This window comes from Speluncibacter jeojiensis (genome assembly GCF_029589495.1).
GTDB classification, from domain to species: domain Bacteria; phylum Actinomycetota; class Actinomycetes; order Mycobacteriales; family Mycobacteriaceae; genus Speluncibacter; species Speluncibacter jeojiensis.
Genome location: NZ_JAAIVF010000002.1, coordinates 762559 through 781244 on the forward strand (window position 1 = coordinate 762559; position 18686 = coordinate 781244).

Here is an 18686-nt window from a genome sequence, read left to right on the forward strand (position 1 = left end):
GATCGTGGATGCCCCGCCGGCCGAACATGTCGGGCCGACCCTGCACTGGGCGACGTTGACCAGTGTGCGAATGTGGCTCTTGCGGTCTCCCACCGGCCGACGCCCAAATGCGGCTCGTAGCCGAACGGCAGCGGTGAAAACGTCGTGGTGGCACCACACTGTGCACCGCGACGCTGAGAGAACACGAAAAGCCAGTTGTGAGTGTAGCAGGCAGAGCACCTGCCGGGCAGCCGCGAAACAAGCAGCCCAGCAGTGATGATCAGCACGTTTGCCGATCGGTCACCGGGCAGGTCGCACGGGCGTGTCGTGCGGCCCGGAAACGCTCCGGAAACGTACTACTGGCCGCAGCGAATCGACAGCTGCGGCCAGTGCGTTGCGAACGGTAACAGAGGGTCCCCTCGCCTCCGAAACCGACCCGGACGGTCGTTCATCACTCGGTAACGGAATTCGGCGGGCGGGTCGCTTCTTCAGGCGAACGGCCACCGACGCCCGAGCGCCGACGCGAGCACGGTGACGACGGAGACGCCGGCATCCCGGGCCACACCGATCAGGTTCGGGGTGGGCGGCATGGTCTGTTGATCCATGCCCCCAAGCTAATTGAATTCGCGACGGTTGCGCCCTGTGAGCCGTCATAGCGTTCGGGTCGTCTGTGACAAGCGTCGCCGTGCGGGTCGACAAGCGGCGCAGATCGAGCCCACGGGGCCTACCCCGGGCACACAGCCGCCTGGCAGGAACCGTGTGCCAGGCTGCCCCGATGACCTTCCGCACGCCGCGCCGCGTCGCGCCGGTCCTCGCGGCGGCCGCGTTGATGGCCGGAACCGCCGCGTGCTCGAGCGTGCATCCGGTCGCGCTTCCCGTCCCGGCGGCGAGTTCGGCGCCCACAGCCCCCACGCGTCCCGCCGGCGCGCCGGTCGCCACCACCCCGGCCGCGCCGACCACGCCTCCCGCGCCGGCCTGCACCCAGGACTGCGACATCCCGGCCCGCCTCGCCTCGGTCGACGCGTACCTCGCCACCCGCCCCGGCACCGTCGGCTTCGTCCTGCGCGACCGCACGACCGGGGCGGTCTATCGCAACGCCTACGCAGACACGATGGTGTGGACGGCGTCGACGATCAAGCTCGCGATGGTGGTCGACCTGTTCATCCGCGACCGCGACGGCGCGATCACGCTGACCGACGCGGACCGCACGCTGATCCAGCGCATGCTGCACTCGTCCGACGACGACGCCGCGGACACCCTCTGGTTCCGCTACGCGGGTGCGGACCACATGACCTTCAATCGGGACTTCGTCCGCTACGGGATGACCGACCTGCAGCCCGAGCGCGGGTTCACCAGGTACTTCCCGTACTGGGGCTTCCAGAAGTGCACACCCAACGACCTCGACCGGCTGATCCAGTACGTGCTCACCGACCTGCCCGCCACCGATCGCGACTACATCGTCCGCGAGTTGCAGCACGTCGCACCCGACCAGCAGTGGGGAGTGTGGGGCGCCGGGCCGGCCGAGCAGCCCGGGAACAAGGACGGCTGGTCGTTGGAACAGGGCGGCTGGGTGATCAACTCGGTCGGCTTCGTCGGCCCCGGCCAGCGCTATACGCTCGCGATGATGAACTCGCTGAACGGGCAGGGCGGGTACGACGACGGGGTCGCCACCGACTCGCACGTCGCGCAGTTGCTGCTGGCCGGTCTGCACTGAACTCTGGGACTGCTCTGGGTATCGGACTGCTCTGGGCGCCGAACTGCTCTGGGTATCGGACTGCTCTGGGCGCCGGATCAGGCGCGGCCGAGCGCGGCCTCGACCTGGCGGGCCACCGCGGCCTCGCCGGTGGCATTGGGATGCAGCGACACCGCGTCGGTCCCGGGGATCAGCGGCTCCACCCAGCGCACCCCCTCGGGGGCACACGCGTCGTGCCCGGCATCTGGGGTGTCGACGAAGGTGGCGCCGTGCGACGCGGCCTCTGTCCGGATCATCGAGTTGAGTGCGAGCTCCAGTTCGTTCAGGTAGGCGACATCGTCGACCGCGAGCGGAATCTGTGCGAAGCAATTACCCTGCCGCGGAAGGATTCCGAGGTAACCCACAACGAACATCTTCGCTCGCGGGGAGCGCTGATGAATCTGCTCGATGGCCGCCCCGATCCGGGGCCCGTCGGCGGCGACCTGGCGCAGGAAGGTGTCGCCGTACCGGTCGCGGCAGGGTGCACCGCCACCACCCGCGGCGCCCTCCGTCATCGCGGTCCGGTCGGCGAAGGTCGCGGCGAGGCAGTCCGCCACGGACCCCCCGAAGAGGTTGCCGTCGTTGCCGCCGATCTGCAGGGTGACGACGCCGGTGTCCGGAGTAAGCGCATCGAATTGCGGTGCGACGCCGGGGAACTGCGATCCGGTCAGATCGGATACCTTCGCCCCGCCGCAGGTGACGTCGGTCAGGTCGACCCCCTTCGCCTGCGCGACCAGATGGGCGTAGTTGCGCTGCGACCGCGAGCACGGCAGCGGCGCGCCCGGCACCAGCGGCATCACCCCGGCGGCGGAGGCATAGGAGTCGCCGAGCGCCACGTACTTCTGCGGCGGCGGCGCGGCCTGTGACGTGCCCACCGTGAGCAACCCGACAGTCGCGGCGGCGGCCAACGCGGTCGCGGCACGCAGCACAGCGCTCATGACGACTCCCCACTGTCCGATCTGCACCGACACCGGGGATGCTAGCGACCAAGCGTCCGCTCCGGGGCTGAAACGGTGGGCGGCGGCTCGGGTCGGTCAGCGTACGGCGAGGTCCACGACGGCCGTCATGATCAGGAAGGTTCCGGCGAAGCTGCTGAGCAGCCAGACGTACAGGTTGCGACGCTTCTCGATCGCGACGGTCGCCGCGATCATCGCAATGACCAGACTCGCGGTGAGGATGGCCGCGCCGCCGCCGCCGTACACGATGACCCCCGATGCCAGGTTCATCGCGTGACCGCCGCGTCGCGAGCAGGGGACTCGGTGCACATGTCGGCCAAGGTAGCCCCGTTCCCTGAGGGTTCCCTGTACACACCTCGTAGATTCGACGGCGTGACCACACCCGCACGCGAACCCGCAGCCGCGCCCACCTGTCGTCGCCGGCGCCTGGTGCTGTGGCTCGTCACGCTCGTCGCGGTTCTGGCCGTTGCGGCGGGCGGCGTGCTGTGGTTCGCCCCGAGCCGATACCTGCCGTGGGACACCACCTCGTTCCCGGAAGTGGACGTCACCGCTCTCTCGCCGACCCAGGCGCAGATCGTGCAGTTACTCGAGACCGCGCACACCGATCAACATGCGGGGACGTACTACTCCGGCGGCATCGACGAGCCGTGGTGCGCCGACTTCGTCAGCTGGATCATGCGCGGCGCCGGCCATCCGCTGACCAACCCGAACTCGGGCGACTGGCGGATCCCCGGCGTGTACACGCTGCAGGAGTACTACGAGTCCAAGGGACTGTTCACCCCGGTCGGGCGCGGCTACCGCCCGGTGGTCGGCGACGTCGTGCTGTACGACCGCGGCGACTGGATCGGGCAGCACACCAACATCGTCGTCGCCGTCCACGGCGACACCGCGACCACGGTCGGCGGCAACGAAGCCGGCCGCATCCGCGTCCATACCGTCACGTGGGACCGGGACGACGGCGTCGTGGGGTTCGGCCGCCTCGGGAACTGACCGCTCACACCCCCGTCGTGCCGTCGATCCGCTCACGCAGCAGGTCGGCGTGCCCGCAGTGCCGCGCGTACTCGCCGATCATGTGGATGTAGATCCAGCGTAGCGAGACCTGGGTGCCGCGAAAAGCGCTGGTGCCAGCGAGGTCTCGGCCGGAGCAGTTGTCGCGCGCCACCGCGACCTCCGTCTCCCACGCCGCCCGCGCTGCGGCGAACGACACCGCGTCGAGTAGTTCGAACCCACCGTCGTGCCCGTCGGCCTGGGGCCGTCGCGGGTAGATCGGCGCGATGTCCTCGCCGGTCAGCACCCGCCGGAACCAGTTGCGCTCGACCTCCGCCAGATGCTGCACCAGGCCCTGCAGGGTCAGCTCCGACGGCCGTGCCGAATCGGCACGCAACTGCTCGCCATCCAGGCCGTCGCACTTGAGCATCAGTGTGGCCCGGTAGAAGTCCAGCCAGGTCTCGAGTGTGGTGCGCTCGTCTGCGTTCATCGCGGGCACGAGGCGCTCTGCTGCGGTCATGGCCGCGATGCTGCCACCGGGGTCTGACATCACCGCGGCTCCAACCGCATAGGCAACCGCCTGATCCCTGTGTGCTTGTTGGAGCGCACCCGCTCGACGGGCCCGACGACCTCGAACCCGGCCACCCGGTCGAGCAGCGCCTCGAGCACCACGCGGATCTCCATCCGGGCCAGGACCGAGCCGAGACAGAAGTGCGGCCCCCGGCCGAACGCGACGTGAGGGTTGGGCGTACGGCGGATGTCGAAGGTGTCGGGATCGGGGAAGACCGCCGCGTCACGGTTCGCCGACGCCCACCACAACGTGACCTTCTCCCCCGCACGGATGCGGACCCCGGCGAGTTCGACGTCCGCGGTGGCGGTCCGCCGGTTGTACGGGGTCGGCGAGGTCCATCGCAGGATCTCCTCGACCGCCGGCGCGAGCAGCGTGCGGTCCGCGTGGAGGTCCTCCCAGATGCCGGTGCATTCGGCGAATGCGAGCATGCCCCCGGCGATCGCGTTGCGGGTGGTCTCGCTACCGGCCGCCAGCAGCAGGCTGAACACCATCCGTTGGTCCAGGTCCGCGAGCGGCTCGTCGTCGATCGTGGCCGTCGCCGCCACCGACATGAGGTCGTCGCCGGGATCCGCACGCTTGCGCTCGAGCAGCGCCCGGCCGTAGTCCTGCATCTCCGACAGCGCGCGCCGGCTCAGCTCGGTGACCTCGCCCAGGTCGCGATCGGCGTAGTCGAGGGTGGCGGTGGCCCACTCGAACAGCCGGTGCCGGTCCTGTTGCGGCACCCCCAGCAACTGGGCGACCGCCTGCAGCGGCAGCTCGGCAGCCACGTCGAGCAGGAAGTCGCACTCGCCCTTCGCGACGGCCGCGTCGACGATGCGGACCGCCCGTTCACGCAGGTCGTCCTCGATGCGTGCGAGCACACGCGGCGCCACGCTCGCATGCAGCAGCCGGCGGAGCTTCGGATGCCGGGGCGGATCGGTCATGTTGAGCATGTGCCCGGGCGCGAGTCCGGCCGGCAGATCCTCGATCAGCGTGCCGCCGCCGTCACGGACCGCGGTGCCGTCCGACGAGAAGGTGGCGGTGTCGCCACCCGCACCGACCACGTCGCGGTAGCGACTGACCACCCAGAAGCCCTCGCCTGCCGGGGTGTGCGCGGTCGGTTCGTGCCACCAGACCGGCGCCTGCTCCCGAAGCCGCGCGAAGGCGTCGTACGGAAAGCCGCGCACGAACAGGTCCAGATCCGTGAGATCGGGGACGACCGATTCTGGTGCGGCTCCAGGTGCGCTGCGGCTCATCGTGTTCGGCCCCCTTCGACCGCGGTCGGGTCCTGCCGCGGTCTCACACAGGCTAGAACCCGTCCGGTGTAGGCACGGCCGTTTCGGGCGCAGGGCTTCTCACCCCGGCGTTCCTCACCCCTGGACGGCAGAACGGCGGCCCCGCCCGATGGGCGAGGCCGCCGAAGGCGACGCGGCTGTGCGTCAGAGGCTGGCGCTGAGCGAGCCGGACGAGGTCTTGCCCGAGTCCTTCGAGTCGGAGCTGAGCCCGCTGATGAGCGGCAGCACGTCGGTGAGGAGGGTGAGGATCGTGGTCATGTCGTTACCTTTCGGGTTGATCTTGTACGGTGGATGAGTCAGCGGCCCGGACTACTTGCCGGGGGCGAGGTTGAACACGAAATCGCCGGTGCTGACGAGGCTTCCGAGCGTGAAGAAGTTGTGCAGGAAGTCGAAAGTGGGCATTGGAAGCCTCCTCGAAGGTGTCGGTGTCTGACGAGAGAAAGACTGATCCTGTCAGGTGAACGCCGAGTGGCCACCGAATGCCTGACACGCCAATTCGCATGAACTGTAGGCGAATTCGCCTTGTTGATCTGTGACGTGTCGAATAAGGTGGCGCGCTTGTGGGCGGGGTCACCGGCTTTGCGGCCCGCGAACGTGACCGGGGCGACAGTGCGGGTGCGTATGCGGCAGCACTGCCGGACATCGGCGCCGGCAGACAGGGCCGCCGAAAAGCCCTTGCGAGTGAGCGCTCACTCATACTAGGTTCTCGTCTGTGCAACAACCGAAGACCCGTGCCCGACCGCTGGCACCGGACGACCGCCGAGCCTCGCTCGTCGACGCGGCCCGCAGGGCGCTGCTCGACCACCGGACGATGGTCAGCACCCGGGTGATCGCCGCGTACGCCGGCATCGCCGAGGGCACCATCTTCCGTGTCTTCGACACCAAGGACGACCTGATCCAGGCCGTGATCGACAAGGCCTTCGACCCCACCGACTTCATCGACGCGGTCGGCGCCATCCCCGCCGACCTGCCGCTGCGCGAACGCCTCTACGGCATGGTGGCCCTCTACCAGGACCGCTTCGCCGGGATGTTCGGGTTGATGGCGGCCCTGGGCATGACCGCGCCCCCGCGCCGCGACGCCGACGATCCCGAGATGCGCCGCCAGATCACCGAGATGATGCACCGGATCTTCGGCGACGACGTCGACCGGTTCCGGGTGTCCCCCGAGCGGGTCATGCAGACACTGCGGATGCTCTCCTTCGGCGGCGTCAACCCACTGCTCTGCGGAAACGACCGGATGGATCCGCACTTCATCGTCGATCTCGTCCTCGACGGGATCTCCACCGAACCGAGCCGACACCAAGGGGGGCTCTCATGCTGATCGCACTCATCGCAAGCCGGCTGCGGCCGTACAAACGCTGGCTGGCGCTGATCGGCCTCTTCCAGCTGGTCAGCGTCATCGCCAACCTCTACCTGCCCAGCCTGAACGCGAGGATCGTCGACCAAGGCGTGTCGGTCGGCGACACCGGCTACATCTGGCGCAGCGGCGGCGTGATGATGGCGATCTCGCTGGTGCAGATCGTCGCCTCGGTGCTGGCCACGTTCTACGCCGCCCGCGCCTCGATGGCATTCGGCCGCGACACCCGCAGCGACATCTTCCACGCGGTCGGCAGGTTCTCCGCCCGCGAGGTCGGCAATTTCGGTGCCGCGTCGCTGATCACCCGCGGCACCAATGATGTTCAGCAGGTGCAGCAGCTGGTGCTGATGACGATGACCTTCATGGTCGCCGCTCCGTTCATGGCCGTCGGCGGCGTGATCATGGCGCTGCGCGAGGCGATCGGGCTGTCCTGGCTGATGCTGGTCGCCGTCCCGCTGCTCGGGGTGGTCATGGGATTCGTCATCGCGCGGATGGTGCCCGGTTTCCGCACCGTGCAGACCAAGCTCGACAACGTCAATCGCGTGCTGCGCGAGCAGCTCTCGGGAGTGCGGGTGGTGCGCGCGTTCGTGCGCGAGCCCTACGAGACGGCGCGCTTCCGCGCCGCGAACGAGGAGCTGACCGACAGCAGCATCCGGGTGATGCGGCTGATGGCGATCATGTTCCCGTTCGTCATGCTGGTGATGAACGTGACCACGGTGGCGGTCTGGTGGTTCGGCGCGAAAGCGATCGATCAGGGCAGCGTCGAGATCGGCGCGCTGACCGCATACATGACCTACCTGATCCAGATCCTCATGTCCGTCATGATGGCGACGTTCATGCTGATGATGGTGCCGCGGGCATCGGTGTCGGCCGAGCGCATCACCGAGGTGCTCGACACGACACCCTCGGTGCGCCCGCCCGAGCACCCGACTTCGATTCCGCCCATCCGGGGCGAGGTCCGGTTCGACGACGTCGCCATGACCTACCCCGGGGCCGACGAACCGGTGCTCTCCGGCGTCACCCTGACGGGCCGCCCAGGCGAGACGGTGGCGATCATCGGCTCGACCGGTTCCGGCAAGACGACACTGATCTCGTTGATCGCCAGGCTGTTCGACGTCACCGGCGGCGCGGTGCGCATCGACGGCACCGACATCCGCGACATCGATCCGGAGGCCCTCTGGGGGCACATCGGCCTGGTCCCGCAGAAGTCGTATCTGTTCAGCGGCACGGTGGCGAGCAACCTGCGCTACGGCAACCCGGAGGCCGCCGACGACGAACTGTGGCAGGCCCTCGAGATCGCACAGGCCTCGAGCTTCGTGCAGTCGATGGGCGGTCTGGAAGCGCAGATCGCCCAGGGCGGCACCAACGTCTCCGGCGGACAGCGTCAGCGACTGAGCATCGCCCGGGCACTGGTCGCGAAACCGCGGATCTACCTGTTCGACGACTCGTTCTCCGCGCTCGACCTCGCCACCGACGCCCGGGTCCGCGCGGCACTGCGCCCGCACGTCACCGACGCGACCATCTTCCTGGTGGCGCAACGTGTCTCGACGATCGTCGGTGCCGACCGCATCGTCGTGCTCGACGACGGCAAGGTGATGGGCATCGGCACGCACGCGGAACTGCTCGACACTTGTGAGACCTACCAGGAGATCGCCGGTTCGCAGGCGGGATCGGAGGCGGTGGCATGACCGGACCGGTACGCAGAGGGCCCGGCGGCGGCATGGCCGGGCTGGCTCCCAACGAGAAGTCCATGCACTTCTGGCCGTCGGCCAAACGCCTGCTGGGCACCCTCCGCCCGCAGCGCGTCACGATGATCGTCGTACTGGTGCTGTCGGTGATCTCGGTGGCGCTCAGCGTGACCGGGCCGTGGATCATCGGCAAGGCGGTCGACTACATCTACAGCGGCGCGATCGCCTCCCGGCTGCCCGCGGGGCAGTCCAAGGAGCAGGTCGTCGAGGGCCTGCGGCACAGCGGGCAGAACACGCTGGCCGACATGATCGCGCACCTGAACCTGATCCCGGGCACCGGAATCGACTTCGGCAAGGTCGGCGAGATCCTCGCGATCGCGCTGGCGGTCTACGTCTGCTCGTCGGTGCTGCAGTACATCCAGAGCTGGCTGCTCACCGGCGCGGTGCAGCGGGCGATGGCCGACCTGCGTCGCGACGTCGAGCACAAGATCAACCGGCTTCCGCTGCGCTACTTCGACAATCAGCCCCGCGGCGAGCTTCTCTCCCGCGTCACCAACGACATCGACAACCTCGGCCAGTCGCTGACCCAGTCGATGAGCCAGCTGCTCGTGTCGCTGATGTCGATGGTCGGTGTGCTGGTGATGATGCTGGTCGTCTCCCCCCTGCTCACGCTCGTGGCGGTCGTGTCGATCCCGGTGGCGATGCTGATCACCGCGCAGCTGATGAAGCGCTCGCAGAAGCAGTTCGTCGCGCAGTGGAAGCACACCGGATCGTTGAACGCACAGATCGAGGAGGCGTTCAGCGGCCACGAACTGGTGACGGTCTTCGGGCGTCGGCCGCAGGTCGAGGCGCGGTTCCGCGACAAGAACGGCGAACTGATGGACGCCGGCTATCGCGCGCAGTTCATCTCCGGCCTGGTGATGCCGATCATGATGTTCGTCGGCAACCTGCAGTACGTCATCGTGTGCGTACTCGGCGGGCTACGGGTCGCCTCCGGCGCCCTCTCGCTGGGCGATGTCACGGCATTCATCCAGTACTCGCGCCAGTTCACCCAGCCGATGACGCAGGTGGCGTCGATGACGAACCTGCTGCAGTCCGGCGTCGCCTCGGCGGAGCGGGTGTTCGAGGTGCTCGACGCCGAGGACCAGGAGCCCGATCGCGACGCGCAGCTGCCGACCCCGGTACAGGGCAAGGTGTCCTTCGACGACGTCAGCTTCGGCTACAAACCGGACGTGCCGCTGATCGAGCACCTGAACCTGACCGCCGAACCCGGCCAGACGATCGCGATCGTGGGACCGACCGGCGCCGGCAAGACCACGCTGGTGAACCTGATCATGCGGTTCTACGAACTGAACTCGGGCCGGATCCTGCTCGACGACAAGGACATCACCGAGATCAGCAGGGCCGACCTGCGCTCGAAGATCGGCATGGTCCTACAGGACACGTGGCTGTTCGAGGGGACGATCGAGGAGAACATCCGCTACGGCAACCTCGAGGCGACCGACGAGCAGGTGCTGGCCGCCGCAACCGCGACCTTCGTGGACCGGTTCGTGCACTCGCTGCCGGACGGGTATCAGACAGTCATCGACGACGAGGGCACGAACCTCTCCGCCGGTGAACGACAGCTGATCACGATCGCCCGGGCCTTCCTGTCCGATCCGGCGATCCTCATCCTCGACGAGGCGACCAGTTCGGTCGACACCCGCACCGAGGTGCTGCTGCAGCACGCGATGAACGCGCTGCGGTCGGACCGCACGAGTTTCGTTATCGCACACCGACTCTCGACCATCCGCGACGCGGACACGATCATCGTCATGGAGAACGGGCACATCGTCGAGCACGGCAACCACGTCGACCTGCTCGCGGCGCGGGGCGCGTACCACCGGTTGTACATGTCGCAGTTCGAGGGCGCGCTGGTGGACGAGACCGAAGAGTTGGCGCCGGTGCACAGTTGAGAGTGCCCGGCGCGCTCGCGTGGTCGCCGGCGTCCTGGCGTGAATACTGAGGCTGCGCGCGTACTGATCCGGTGCGCGTTCTGAGTCTGCACGTGTACCGAGGAGGACGCCACGGACACCGTCGAAGCGACGCGGCAGGCGGGGACGATACGGGTCCGGTACGCCCTGGCGCTGCTGAGTTCACAACTGGTCGGCGCGGTCGAGGTGTTCGCGCTGGTCGTGCTGCTCACTCCGCACGCCGGCCCGGCCGGCGGCAGTCTGCTGACCACGGAGAACATCGTCATCCTCGGAGCGGCGGTGCTGGTCGGTGTGCCGGGCGCGTTCCTCGGCGGTGCGCTGACACTCGGCCCGGCATTGGCGTGGTTCTCCGCGGAAGTGTCCCCGAACGACCGACAGCGACGATCCGCGCTACGGATTCCGCTTCGGCAGGGCGCGGTACACATTCTGATCTGGACGGTCGCCGCCGTCGCGTTCGTGGTCGCGAATCGCGATGCGGGCGGGAACGTCCAAGTCCTGATCGCCGTGGCGGCCGGCTTGGGTGCGGCGACCACCTGCTGCATGGGATATCTGCTGTCCGAACGCATTCTGCGTCCGATCACCCAGTCGGCGCTGAGCGGTCACCCGGCGAGCGTGCGGCGGCCGCGGATGATGGTGCGCCTGGTCGCCGTGTGGACGCTGTGCACGGGTGTTCCGGTCGGCGCGATCGCGCTGATCGTGGTTGCCCGGGAACTCGGGTGGCCGATCACGTCCGGCACCCCGATCGATGTGCCGGTGCTCATCCTGGCGGTGGTGTCCCTGTTCGCCGGACTGCGCGGGACCGTGCTGATCTCGCGGTCGGTATCGGATCCGGCGCACGAACTGGTCGCGGCGATGGGCGAGGTCGAGCGCGGCAGCATCGATGCCGATGTCCCCGTGTACGACACCTCGGAGGTGGGGCGGCTGCAGAGCGGCTTCAACACGATGGTGCGCGGGTTGGCCGAGCGGGAACGGCTGCGCGACCTGTTCGGACGGCAGGTGGGGCGGGAGGTAGCACGACTCGCCCTCGAGTCCGACGGCCTGCTCGACGGCCGGGTGCAAGATGTCGCCGTGCTGTTCGTCGATCTGGTGGGGTCGACGATGATGGCCGCAGCGGTACCGCCCGACGAGATGGCGGCACTGCTCAACGACTTCTTCCGCATCGTGGCCGAGACGGTCGAGGGCAACGGAGGATTCATCAACAAGTTCGAGGGCGATGCCGCGCTTGCCGTGTTCGGTGCGCCACAGCGGGTTTCAGATGCCGAGGGGAGCGCGCTGGCAGCCGCGCGAGGGCTACGGCGGGCGTTGACCGCGCTCGACGACATCGACTTCGGCATCGGCGTCTCGTCGGGGCAGGTGTTCGCCGGCAAGATCGGCGGCGAACATCGCTACGAGTACACAGTGATCGGCGATCCGGTGAACGAGGCCGCCCGGCTGACCGAGCTGGCCAAGTCCCGGAGTGCCCGCGTGCTGGCCTCATCGGTGACGGTCGCCTCCGCGGAGTCCGCAGAAGCGGCGCAGTGGGTGGTCGGGGGCGCCGCGGTGCTGCGCGGTCGGGCCGAGGCGACGGTGCTTGCCGAGCCCCTGAGCGCCGGTGCAGAACTGGGATGAATGGACGCGACGGGCTCCCGCACAGATGCGCGCAGCCAGGTGCTGTGCTGTGCTGTGCCGTGCCGGCACCTCTACCCCGCACCGATCGCGTCGGCGCGGGGTAGACGTATGCGGTTGTTGCTCGTTCCCGCTCAGGCGGCGGTGCGGCCGTGGGCGGGGAGGGGTTTTCGGTCGGGGTCGCGGGAGCGTGGCGGCCGGAACCACGGGCAAAGGTCGGGTCCGATGAATACTTCCCACTCGCTGTGGTGGATCAGTCGGTGGTGGTAGCGGCAGAGCAGGACGGTGTTCGACAGGTCGGTCTCACCCCCGTCGGCCCAGTGGACGATGTGGTGGGCGTCTGTCCAGGCGGCGGGCCTACCGCAGCCGGGGAACGCGCAACACCGGTCACGGACGATCAAGGCGCGGCGTAACGAGGCGGGAACCAACCGGTCTTTGCGGCCGAGTTTCAATGGGACGCCGTCGTCGTTGATGATGATGGGGGTGATGATGCAGTCACACGCCAACCGGCGCGTCGACGCGCGGGAGAGCGGGCCGGTCCACATCATCTGCGGACCGAGGCCGCCGGCGGACCCGGATCCCGACCCAGGCCCGTGGCCGCTGCGACTGCCTCCGCTGCCGCTACTGTGGCCGGCGGCTTCACCCTTGCCGCCCTGGCCGGCTTCGCCGCCGCCGCAACCGCACTCGCAGCCACCCTCCCCGTCGCCATCGCCGTCGCCGTCGCAGTGGTGCAGGTCGTGGATGTTCACCAGCACCGTCAGGTGCGGCTTCTCGCCGCCCTCGACCGGACCGGCACCGCAGTCGTGGAAGCGACGCAGCATTTCGGTGAACGCGTCCGCCCGCCGCAGTGCCGCCGGCCTCGGGTCGGGTTCCCCACCCGGACCCGGCACGGGTGCGGACAGTTTCGACAGGGCGGTCAGCAGCATTTCCCCGGTTTCGGAGTCGATGTCGCCCTTGATGACAACCCGCCCGTTCAACGTTTGCGAGGCGTAGAACTCGTTACGGTCGGTGTCCTCCGCCGGCGGGATCTGCCCATAGTCATCACGCAACTTCGTCAACGCCCGCCGCAGACCCTGGATCCCCAGACCACCATGAGAGGTGTGCTCGATCAACACCTTCCGATACTCCGGCACACGCTCTTGCGGCATGCGCGGCGGCGGGTCTTCGCAGAACGCGGCGATCGCCAACGCCAACTCGCCGCGCAACGCGCCGGACTCATAGGCGGCGGCCACCTCCGGCTGCGCGCGCAACACCCTCGCGAGGTCCACGATCCGAGCCGCCTCACCCTCGGACAACAACCCGACCGGATGCGCGGCCAGCCAATTCTTCAGCGACGGATGCACCCGATCCGGCACCACACCGCGGTCCGTCATCTCCCCGACCAAGCCCACCCGCAACGCCTGCAACCGGTGGATCTGAGCGGTCACCGCGGGGACACCAGCGATCAACTGAGCATCACTCAACTGCCACAACTCGGCATCGAGCAGCGCGGCGGTCTGCTCGTCACCCCTGATCTCCCCGATCCCCATGACCACACCATACACGAACACGTGTTCGAGTGTGTGCGAGTTGGGGACGTTGTTTGCCACCCACCCGATTGCCACCGGCTGCGCCAGAATTACGTGATGGAAGATCCGCCCGACGATGCGTACGGCCGCGTCACCAATCCGCAACGGTATGTCGTACTCCACTCTGCGGCAGAAGAACTCGTGCCGGGCCTGGTCGAGCGATTCGCATGCAGCGTCGAGCGAGGGCCGGGCGGTGCTGAGTACTTTCCCAGGCTGCCACTACGTCCGAGTCCTTCCCCAGGCACTCGACGCCGCACCCATCATCTTTGGCTTCTCCGACTTCCCCGGCATCTTCCTTCGCGCCGGCGCGTGGGCGTTCAAGGGCTTCCCCGCGTGTGGCTGTGATGCCTGCGATGAGGACCCCGAGGACCTGATCGACGATCTACGTGACGCAGTTCTGGCGGTGACCGAAGGTGGACTCGCAGAGCGGATCAGCGGTCGCCTCAGGTCGTGGCGGAGCACCACGTGGACGACAGCAACACGGATGGGCTCGAGTCGCGAGGCACTGGCAGGTGACGTGGCACGCGAACTCCGGTCCCGCCCCCTCCAGCCACCAGCAGACGGCTGGCAGCACTGGACCTGAGCACCTTCACACGACCGTGTACCCCAACTCGTGCGCGGCCGTCTCCAGCGGGCACGCCAGCTCCGAATGCCTCAGCGGCAGCGACAGTTCGGGTCGGTCAGGGAACCCATCCGCACCCCGTTCGAACAGCGCGATACTCATCCTTCCCGCGTAGCGACCCCGATACGCGACACCGTCGATCTCTCCGTACGCCTGTCGGATCTGACGGGCCCACTGTCGCGAGAGACATTGCGCGACAGATTCGATCGCATGGTTTCCCCCGACTCGGGTGGACCACGCCGCTCCCCCGATGCCGGAGACGTCGAGCAGGCGCAGCACACGCGTGAATCGCAGTGCCGTCAGGAATGGCTCGCCACGGCGACAATCGATCACCCGGGTCGACTGGAACGCCTCGGCGAGTGCCCCACGCGGACTGTCGGATCCGTACCAGATCCCGTGATCGGCGTGTTCCCCGCGTGGCGGCGGGTGATGATCGAATCGCAGGATCGGGCCGAAGGTGCGCAACGCATTCCACGGCAGCACGTGGACCCCGTCGGTCCGGTGCACGCGCCAGATTCGCTGCTCGGCACCGACGTCGATCACTTCGCCGGGAAGCAGACCCGCGGCACGCAGCGCCTCGACGCCGGGCGGCGCCGGAATCATCTGCTCCACTTACGCCGATTCCCACAGCGCCGCGGCGATCACCGCTTCGACCGCCGCGATGTCCTCGGGTGCGCCTGCGCCGGCCGCCAGCCAACCGACGATCGACGTAGGTTCCCCGTCCACAGGCAACTCCGCTCGCGGCAGCGTCAGCAGGGATTGCAGCGCGAGCGGATGCAGGTCGCGGGGCAGCAACGGGGCGATCCGCTCGAGGTGGGGCACCGTGCCCTCCTCGGTGAACTGCACTGCCGGCAGCAGCTGATTGCGGCCGGACCGGAACGCCCACAACGTGTGGGCGGTGATCCGCTGCCGGACCCTTCCGGGCGTCACACCGAGCCGCTCGGCCGCCTCGGAGACCGAAAGTGCCGTGCGCATCAGCTCGCGCATCTGCAGGTCCCGGCTGACGGCCGCCGACGAACTCGCGACACGGTCCCCGACGAAACCGGCATCCGCGAGGATCTGCGCGTCGTGTCCGGACAGCGGAGCCGCCACGGGCGACAGAGCGGCACGCTCGGCGATCACGTGCAAGATCTGGGCCAGGTCGTCGCGGCCGATCCGGTCTCCGACGATCTCGCCGAGGGCCGTCTCGAAGTCGAGCTTGCCGGCGACGAACCGTGACTCGACGCTCCCCGGCACGTACTTCCCACTCGTGGCCATGGCCAGCTCCTATCGATCACTATCGAGTGTAAGCCATCGATAGGAGCCGGCTCGGCCTCGTTATGACCCGCTGGAGCCCGCCGACCCGGTCGAGCTCATCGAACTACCGGTGCCGGAACTGGTCAGCAACGGCAGGAAGGTGTCCGCGATGACCTGGTAGCCCTGGTCGTTGGCGTGGATGTTGTTCATCGAGCACATCCACGTCCACTGGCAGATCCGGGCGACGTTGCGCGGCAGTGACCCGTACGGCGGGACGTTCTCGAAGTTGCCGAAGTCGTTGTTGGAGAAGGCCGACAGCACGTCGGCGGTCCGGAATCCGTTGGCGATGTTCGCCTGCACGATGGTCGCGCTGAGCAGGTTGTTCAAGACCGCGGTGGCGTCGGCCTCCACCCTGCTCAACCCGCCCTTGATCCAACCGGCGAGGGCCGGGTTGTAGTAGTTCATCCCGACATACCGCGGCGTCTCGCCGCCGGCGGCGCGCACCTGCTTGTCGATCGAGTTCAGGTTGGTGTTGATGGTCGCGAGCTCGCTGGTGATGCAACCGACGTCGGGCACGCCGGAGGACCCGAGCGAGCCGGTCCCCGAGCCGTTGATGCAGTGGTAGATGTCGTTCGCACCGATGTTGATCGTGACGTACTTGACCTGACCCTTGTGTGCTGCCAGGAACTTCTTGGCTGCGTCGAGCTGCGAGGTGGCACTGGGGTAGGGGCAGGTGTTGCCCTTGATCATCGACGTCGTCGTCTCGCCGTCGCAGCCGAGTTTCTCCAGCTGCAGTCCGGGCTCCTTCGCCTTGAGCGTGTTGTAGATGACGTTGGCATACCCGCGGTCGGTGTCGCCTCCCGGCGGCGGCGCCGGCTGGTAGCCCGCGGCCAGCGAGTCACCGAGCGACAGGTAGTACGTGGTCCCCGGAGCGGGGTCGGCGGTCGCGGCCGGTGCGGCGACCAACCCGATCGCAATGGCGGCGGTGGCGATCAACGGCAACATCTTCACGCGCATGTGCAGACTCCCGTCCATGTGAGGTCGGACGGAAGGCTAACGGCCACGACCGATCCCGTGGGCCGAACTGCATCAGATCGTTACCCGGCCGTCGCCACGCCGAGATCGCCGGTCAGATGAGCACCCGCAGCACGTCGCCGCTCTCGGTGCCGACCATCAGCTGGTCTGGCGCGCCCGGCACGAACGCCACCGAGGTCATCGGTTCTCCGCTGAGCACCGCGCAGGTAGCGCCGGTGCGCGGATCGAGTCGCATCAACTGCCCGGTCGTCGTCGCGATGTAGAGCGCACCGCCCGGAGCGGCGGCCAGGTCGTCGGGCAGCGCGGGCACCCGCAGCGGCCCGAGCGTGAGATTCGCGACGACCGTGGCGCGGGACGGCGCGTCGATCGGGATCCGCAGCACCCGACCGGTCACGCTCTCCGAGACGGTCACGTACAGCGCTTCCCCTTGCACGACAATGCCGTTCATGCTGTAGCCGTCCACGCCCGCACCGAAGTCGAAGTTCTTCGGCGACTGTGCCGTCCACGCCGCGTCGACCGTCCCGTCGGGTCGCACGCGGACCACCCCGGAGGCGCTGTCGGCGACGTAGAGGTTCCCGGCGTCGTCGAAGGCCATGCCGTTGGGCATGCCCAGGCCCGTGACGAACGGCTGCGGTCGTGGCGCGGGGCTGTTCGGGTCGAAACGCACCACCGAGCCGCGGCGCGAGCCCGGCAGCAGATTGGTCGGCGTGTCGCCCGACGCGACGTACATCAGTCCGTCGGGGCCGAGCCGCACCGCGCCCGGCGAGGTCACCGGCACCGTCGCGGTCACCCGCCCGGCGCTGTCGTACCGCTGGACCTCGTCGCGCAGCTCGCGCGTCACCCACAGGTTGCCGCCCGCGTCGTAGCCGACGTTCTCCGACCAGTCGAGCACCGGCGTGGTGAAGGGGATCGCCGTGGTCGCCGTGGCGGGCGTACACCCGCCCGCGGGCGCAGCCGACGCCGGCGCCGCCGCCATGACGACTCCCGTCGCGGCCGTGACCACGACGAAGACTCCGTTCACGGCTGCGCGACGCAGCCCGCGAACACCATTGTGACGTCCAGCGCCGACCATCAGGCCTCCCGGTTTGCCGATCCGACGATCCGTCAACCTACCCGCCTTGCCTGCTCGGGACCGCGCATGACATGTTCGGCGATCCTGATCTGCCGCTCACCTCCCCGAAACCTGACGGCGGTGTGCTGGTGGCGGTTCGACCATCACTGAAATGACCACACCACGGGAGGCGATGATGCAGAGCATCTACGAAGAGATCGGTGGAGCCGAGGCGCTGACCTGCGTCGTTGACGACTTCTACAAGCGGGTACTCGCCGACGCCCGGCTGGCCGGATACTTCCGCCGGACAGACCTGGACCGGCTCAAGCGCAGCCAGGTGGCCTTCTTCACCGCGGCGTTGGGCGGGCCGCAGGGGTACACGGGGCTGTCCATGGCCGACGCCCATCGCGGCCGGCACATCGGCCGTCGCCAGTTCGATCGCGCGGTCGGGCACCTGGCCGACGCGCTCGACGCCGCCGGCGTCGTCCCGGACACCGTCACGGCCGTCGTCGCGACACTGGAACCGCTGGCGGCAGACATCGTGACGACCTGACTGCGGTGATCAGCGAACCCGCGGACGTCGGGTCATCGGCCCGGACCCGCCGGGCAGGAAGTCGTCGGCGAAGTCCTGCCCGGATAGCGCCGCATCGACCCGAGCCTCGATGTATCCGCCGGTCACCGGGCATTCGAGCGCGCGGTCGGTGGTGCAGCCGAGCATGTGCTCGAGCACCGCCACCGCGCGGGACAGGCTGCGGATCCGGGCGTTGATCGCGTCGCGCTGCTCCTCGATGAGCCGTCGGCGGTCCTCGGCCGTCCCGGAGTCGACGATGGCCCGGCTGTCGGCCAGCGAGAGCATCCCGTCGTCGTGCCACAGTTGCACGTAGGCCAGCCGGCGCAGCGCGTCCCGGTCGTACTGGCGCACCCGCGCGCGCCGCTCCGACGAGCGCACCAGGTCCTGCTCCTCGTAGTAGCGCAACGCCGGCACCGAGATCCGGAAGGCCTGTGCGACCTCGTCGATCGGGTGCAGTTCGGGCATGATCACCTCCTGACGA

The 18686-nt window shown here is 68.4% G+C and carries 17 protein-coding genes and 1 pseudogene; 8 read left to right on the plus strand and 10 right to left on the minus strand.

Going from position 1 to position 18686, the window contains the following annotated elements; translation table 11 throughout:
- Positions 1-754 precede the first annotated feature (754 nt).
- Positions 755-1693 (plus strand): serine hydrolase, encoded by a 939-nt coding sequence (locus G4X40_RS10710; protein ID WP_277832319.1) that lies wholly within the window; start codon positions 755-757, stop codon positions 1691-1693.
- A 77-nt stretch (positions 1694-1770) separates the two neighbouring features.
- Here G4X40_RS10710 and G4X40_RS10715 read toward each other — a convergent pair whose 3' ends face one another.
- Positions 1771-2649 (minus strand): SGNH/GDSL hydrolase family protein, encoded by an 879-nt coding sequence (locus G4X40_RS10715; RefSeq protein ID WP_277832321.1) that lies wholly within the window; start codon positions 2647-2649, stop codon positions 1771-1773.
- Positions 2650-2745: 96 nt separating this feature from the next.
- The gene (locus G4X40_RS10720) at positions 2746-2937 is read right to left on the minus strand and encodes a hypothetical protein (protein ID WP_277832323.1); all 192 of its coding nucleotides are present in this window, start codon (positions 2935-2937) and stop codon (positions 2746-2748) included.
- Positions 2938-3039: 102 nt separating this feature from the next.
- Between G4X40_RS10720 and G4X40_RS10725 the strand changes: the two genes are divergently transcribed.
- A complete protein-coding gene (locus G4X40_RS10725) occupies positions 3040-3657 on the plus strand; it encodes a CHAP domain-containing protein (protein ID WP_408642170.1) in 618 nt (205 codons plus the stop codon).
- A gap of 4 nt (positions 3658-3661) precedes the next feature.
- Here the strand turns inward: G4X40_RS10725 and G4X40_RS10730 are convergent, their stop codons facing one another.
- Together G4X40_RS10730 and G4X40_RS10735 are read right to left on the minus strand one after the other, a co-directional pair.
- Complete coding sequence (locus tag G4X40_RS10730) at positions 3662-4174, minus strand: DinB family protein (protein ID WP_277832325.1); 513 nt, start codon at positions 4172-4174, stop codon at positions 3662-3664.
- A gap of 29 nt (positions 4175-4203) precedes the next feature.
- Complete coding sequence (locus tag G4X40_RS10735) at positions 4204-5460, minus strand: cytochrome P450 (protein WP_277832326.1); 1257 nt, start codon at positions 5458-5460, stop codon at positions 4204-4206.
- Positions 5461-6211: 751 nt separating this feature from the next.
- Here G4X40_RS10735 and G4X40_RS10740 point away from each other — a divergent pair.
- From G4X40_RS10740 to G4X40_RS10755, 4 genes are all read left to right on the plus strand, one after another.
- Positions 6212-6820, plus strand: a complete 609-nt coding sequence (locus G4X40_RS10740; RefSeq protein ID WP_277832327.1) for a TetR/AcrR family transcriptional regulator — start codon at positions 6212-6214, stop codon at positions 6818-6820.
- The gene (locus tag G4X40_RS10745; RefSeq protein ID WP_277832328.1) at positions 6814-8544 is read left to right on the plus strand and encodes an ABC transporter ATP-binding protein; all 1731 of its coding nucleotides are present in this window, start codon (positions 6814-6816) and stop codon (positions 8542-8544) included. Before G4X40_RS10740 ends, G4X40_RS10745 begins: the two co-directional genes overlap by 7 nt.
- Complete coding sequence (locus tag G4X40_RS10750; protein WP_408642171.1) at positions 8541-10499, plus strand: ABC transporter ATP-binding protein; 1959 nt, start codon at positions 8541-8543, stop codon at positions 10497-10499. The genes G4X40_RS10745 and G4X40_RS10750 overlap by 4 nt, the downstream gene beginning before the upstream one ends.
- Positions 10500-10703: 204 nt before the next feature.
- Positions 10704-12125, plus strand: a complete 1422-nt coding sequence (locus G4X40_RS10755; protein ID WP_277832330.1) for an adenylate/guanylate cyclase domain-containing protein — start codon at positions 10704-10706, stop codon at positions 12123-12125.
- A 131-nt stretch (positions 12126-12256) separates the two neighbouring features.
- Here G4X40_RS10755 and G4X40_RS10760 read toward each other — a convergent pair whose 3' ends face one another.
- Positions 12257-13651 (minus strand): HNH endonuclease signature motif containing protein, encoded by a 1395-nt coding sequence (locus G4X40_RS10760; RefSeq protein WP_277832332.1) that lies wholly within the window; start codon positions 13649-13651, stop codon positions 12257-12259.
- Between the two features lie 96 nt (positions 13652-13747).
- Here G4X40_RS10760 and G4X40_RS22960 point away from each other — a divergent pair.
- Positions 13748-14273 (plus strand): annotated as a pseudogene (locus tag G4X40_RS22960) (DUF6226 family protein).
- A gap of 6 nt (positions 14274-14279) precedes the next feature.
- Here G4X40_RS22960 and G4X40_RS10765 read toward each other — a convergent pair.
- The 4 genes from G4X40_RS10765 to G4X40_RS10780 all read right to left on the minus strand — a co-directional run bounded on the left by G4X40_RS10765 (position 14280) and on the right by G4X40_RS10780 (position 17586).
- Positions 14280-14915, minus strand: coding sequence for an RES family NAD+ phosphorylase (locus G4X40_RS10765; RefSeq protein WP_277832333.1), 636 nt, complete (start codon positions 14913-14915; stop codon positions 14280-14282).
- 9 nt (positions 14916-14924) lie between these two features.
- Positions 14925-15569, minus strand: coding sequence for a MerR family transcriptional regulator (locus G4X40_RS10770; protein ID WP_277832334.1), 645 nt, complete (start codon positions 15567-15569; stop codon positions 14925-14927).
- Positions 15570-15629: 60 nt separating this feature from the next.
- Positions 15630-16565 (minus strand): SGNH/GDSL hydrolase family protein, encoded by a 936-nt coding sequence (locus G4X40_RS10775; protein WP_277832335.1) that lies wholly within the window; start codon positions 16563-16565, stop codon positions 15630-15632.
- Positions 16566-16677: 112 nt separating this feature from the next.
- The gene (locus G4X40_RS10780) at positions 16678-17586 is read right to left on the minus strand and encodes an SMP-30/gluconolactonase/LRE family protein (RefSeq protein ID WP_277832336.1); all 909 of its coding nucleotides are present in this window, start codon (positions 17584-17586) and stop codon (positions 16678-16680) included.
- Between the two features lie 220 nt (positions 17587-17806).
- Between G4X40_RS10780 and G4X40_RS10785 the strand changes: the two genes are divergently transcribed.
- Positions 17807-18187, plus strand: coding sequence for a group I truncated hemoglobin (locus tag G4X40_RS10785; protein ID WP_277832337.1), 381 nt, complete (start codon positions 17807-17809; stop codon positions 18185-18187).
- Between the two features lie 9 nt (positions 18188-18196).
- On the opposite strand, the gene G4X40_RS10790 is transcribed toward G4X40_RS10785, so the two are convergent.
- Positions 18197-18670: a helix-turn-helix domain-containing protein gene (locus G4X40_RS10790; protein WP_277832338.1), complete on the minus strand. Its 474-nt coding sequence runs from the start codon at positions 18668-18670 to the stop codon at positions 18197-18199.
- Positions 18671-18686: the final 16 nt, after the last annotated feature.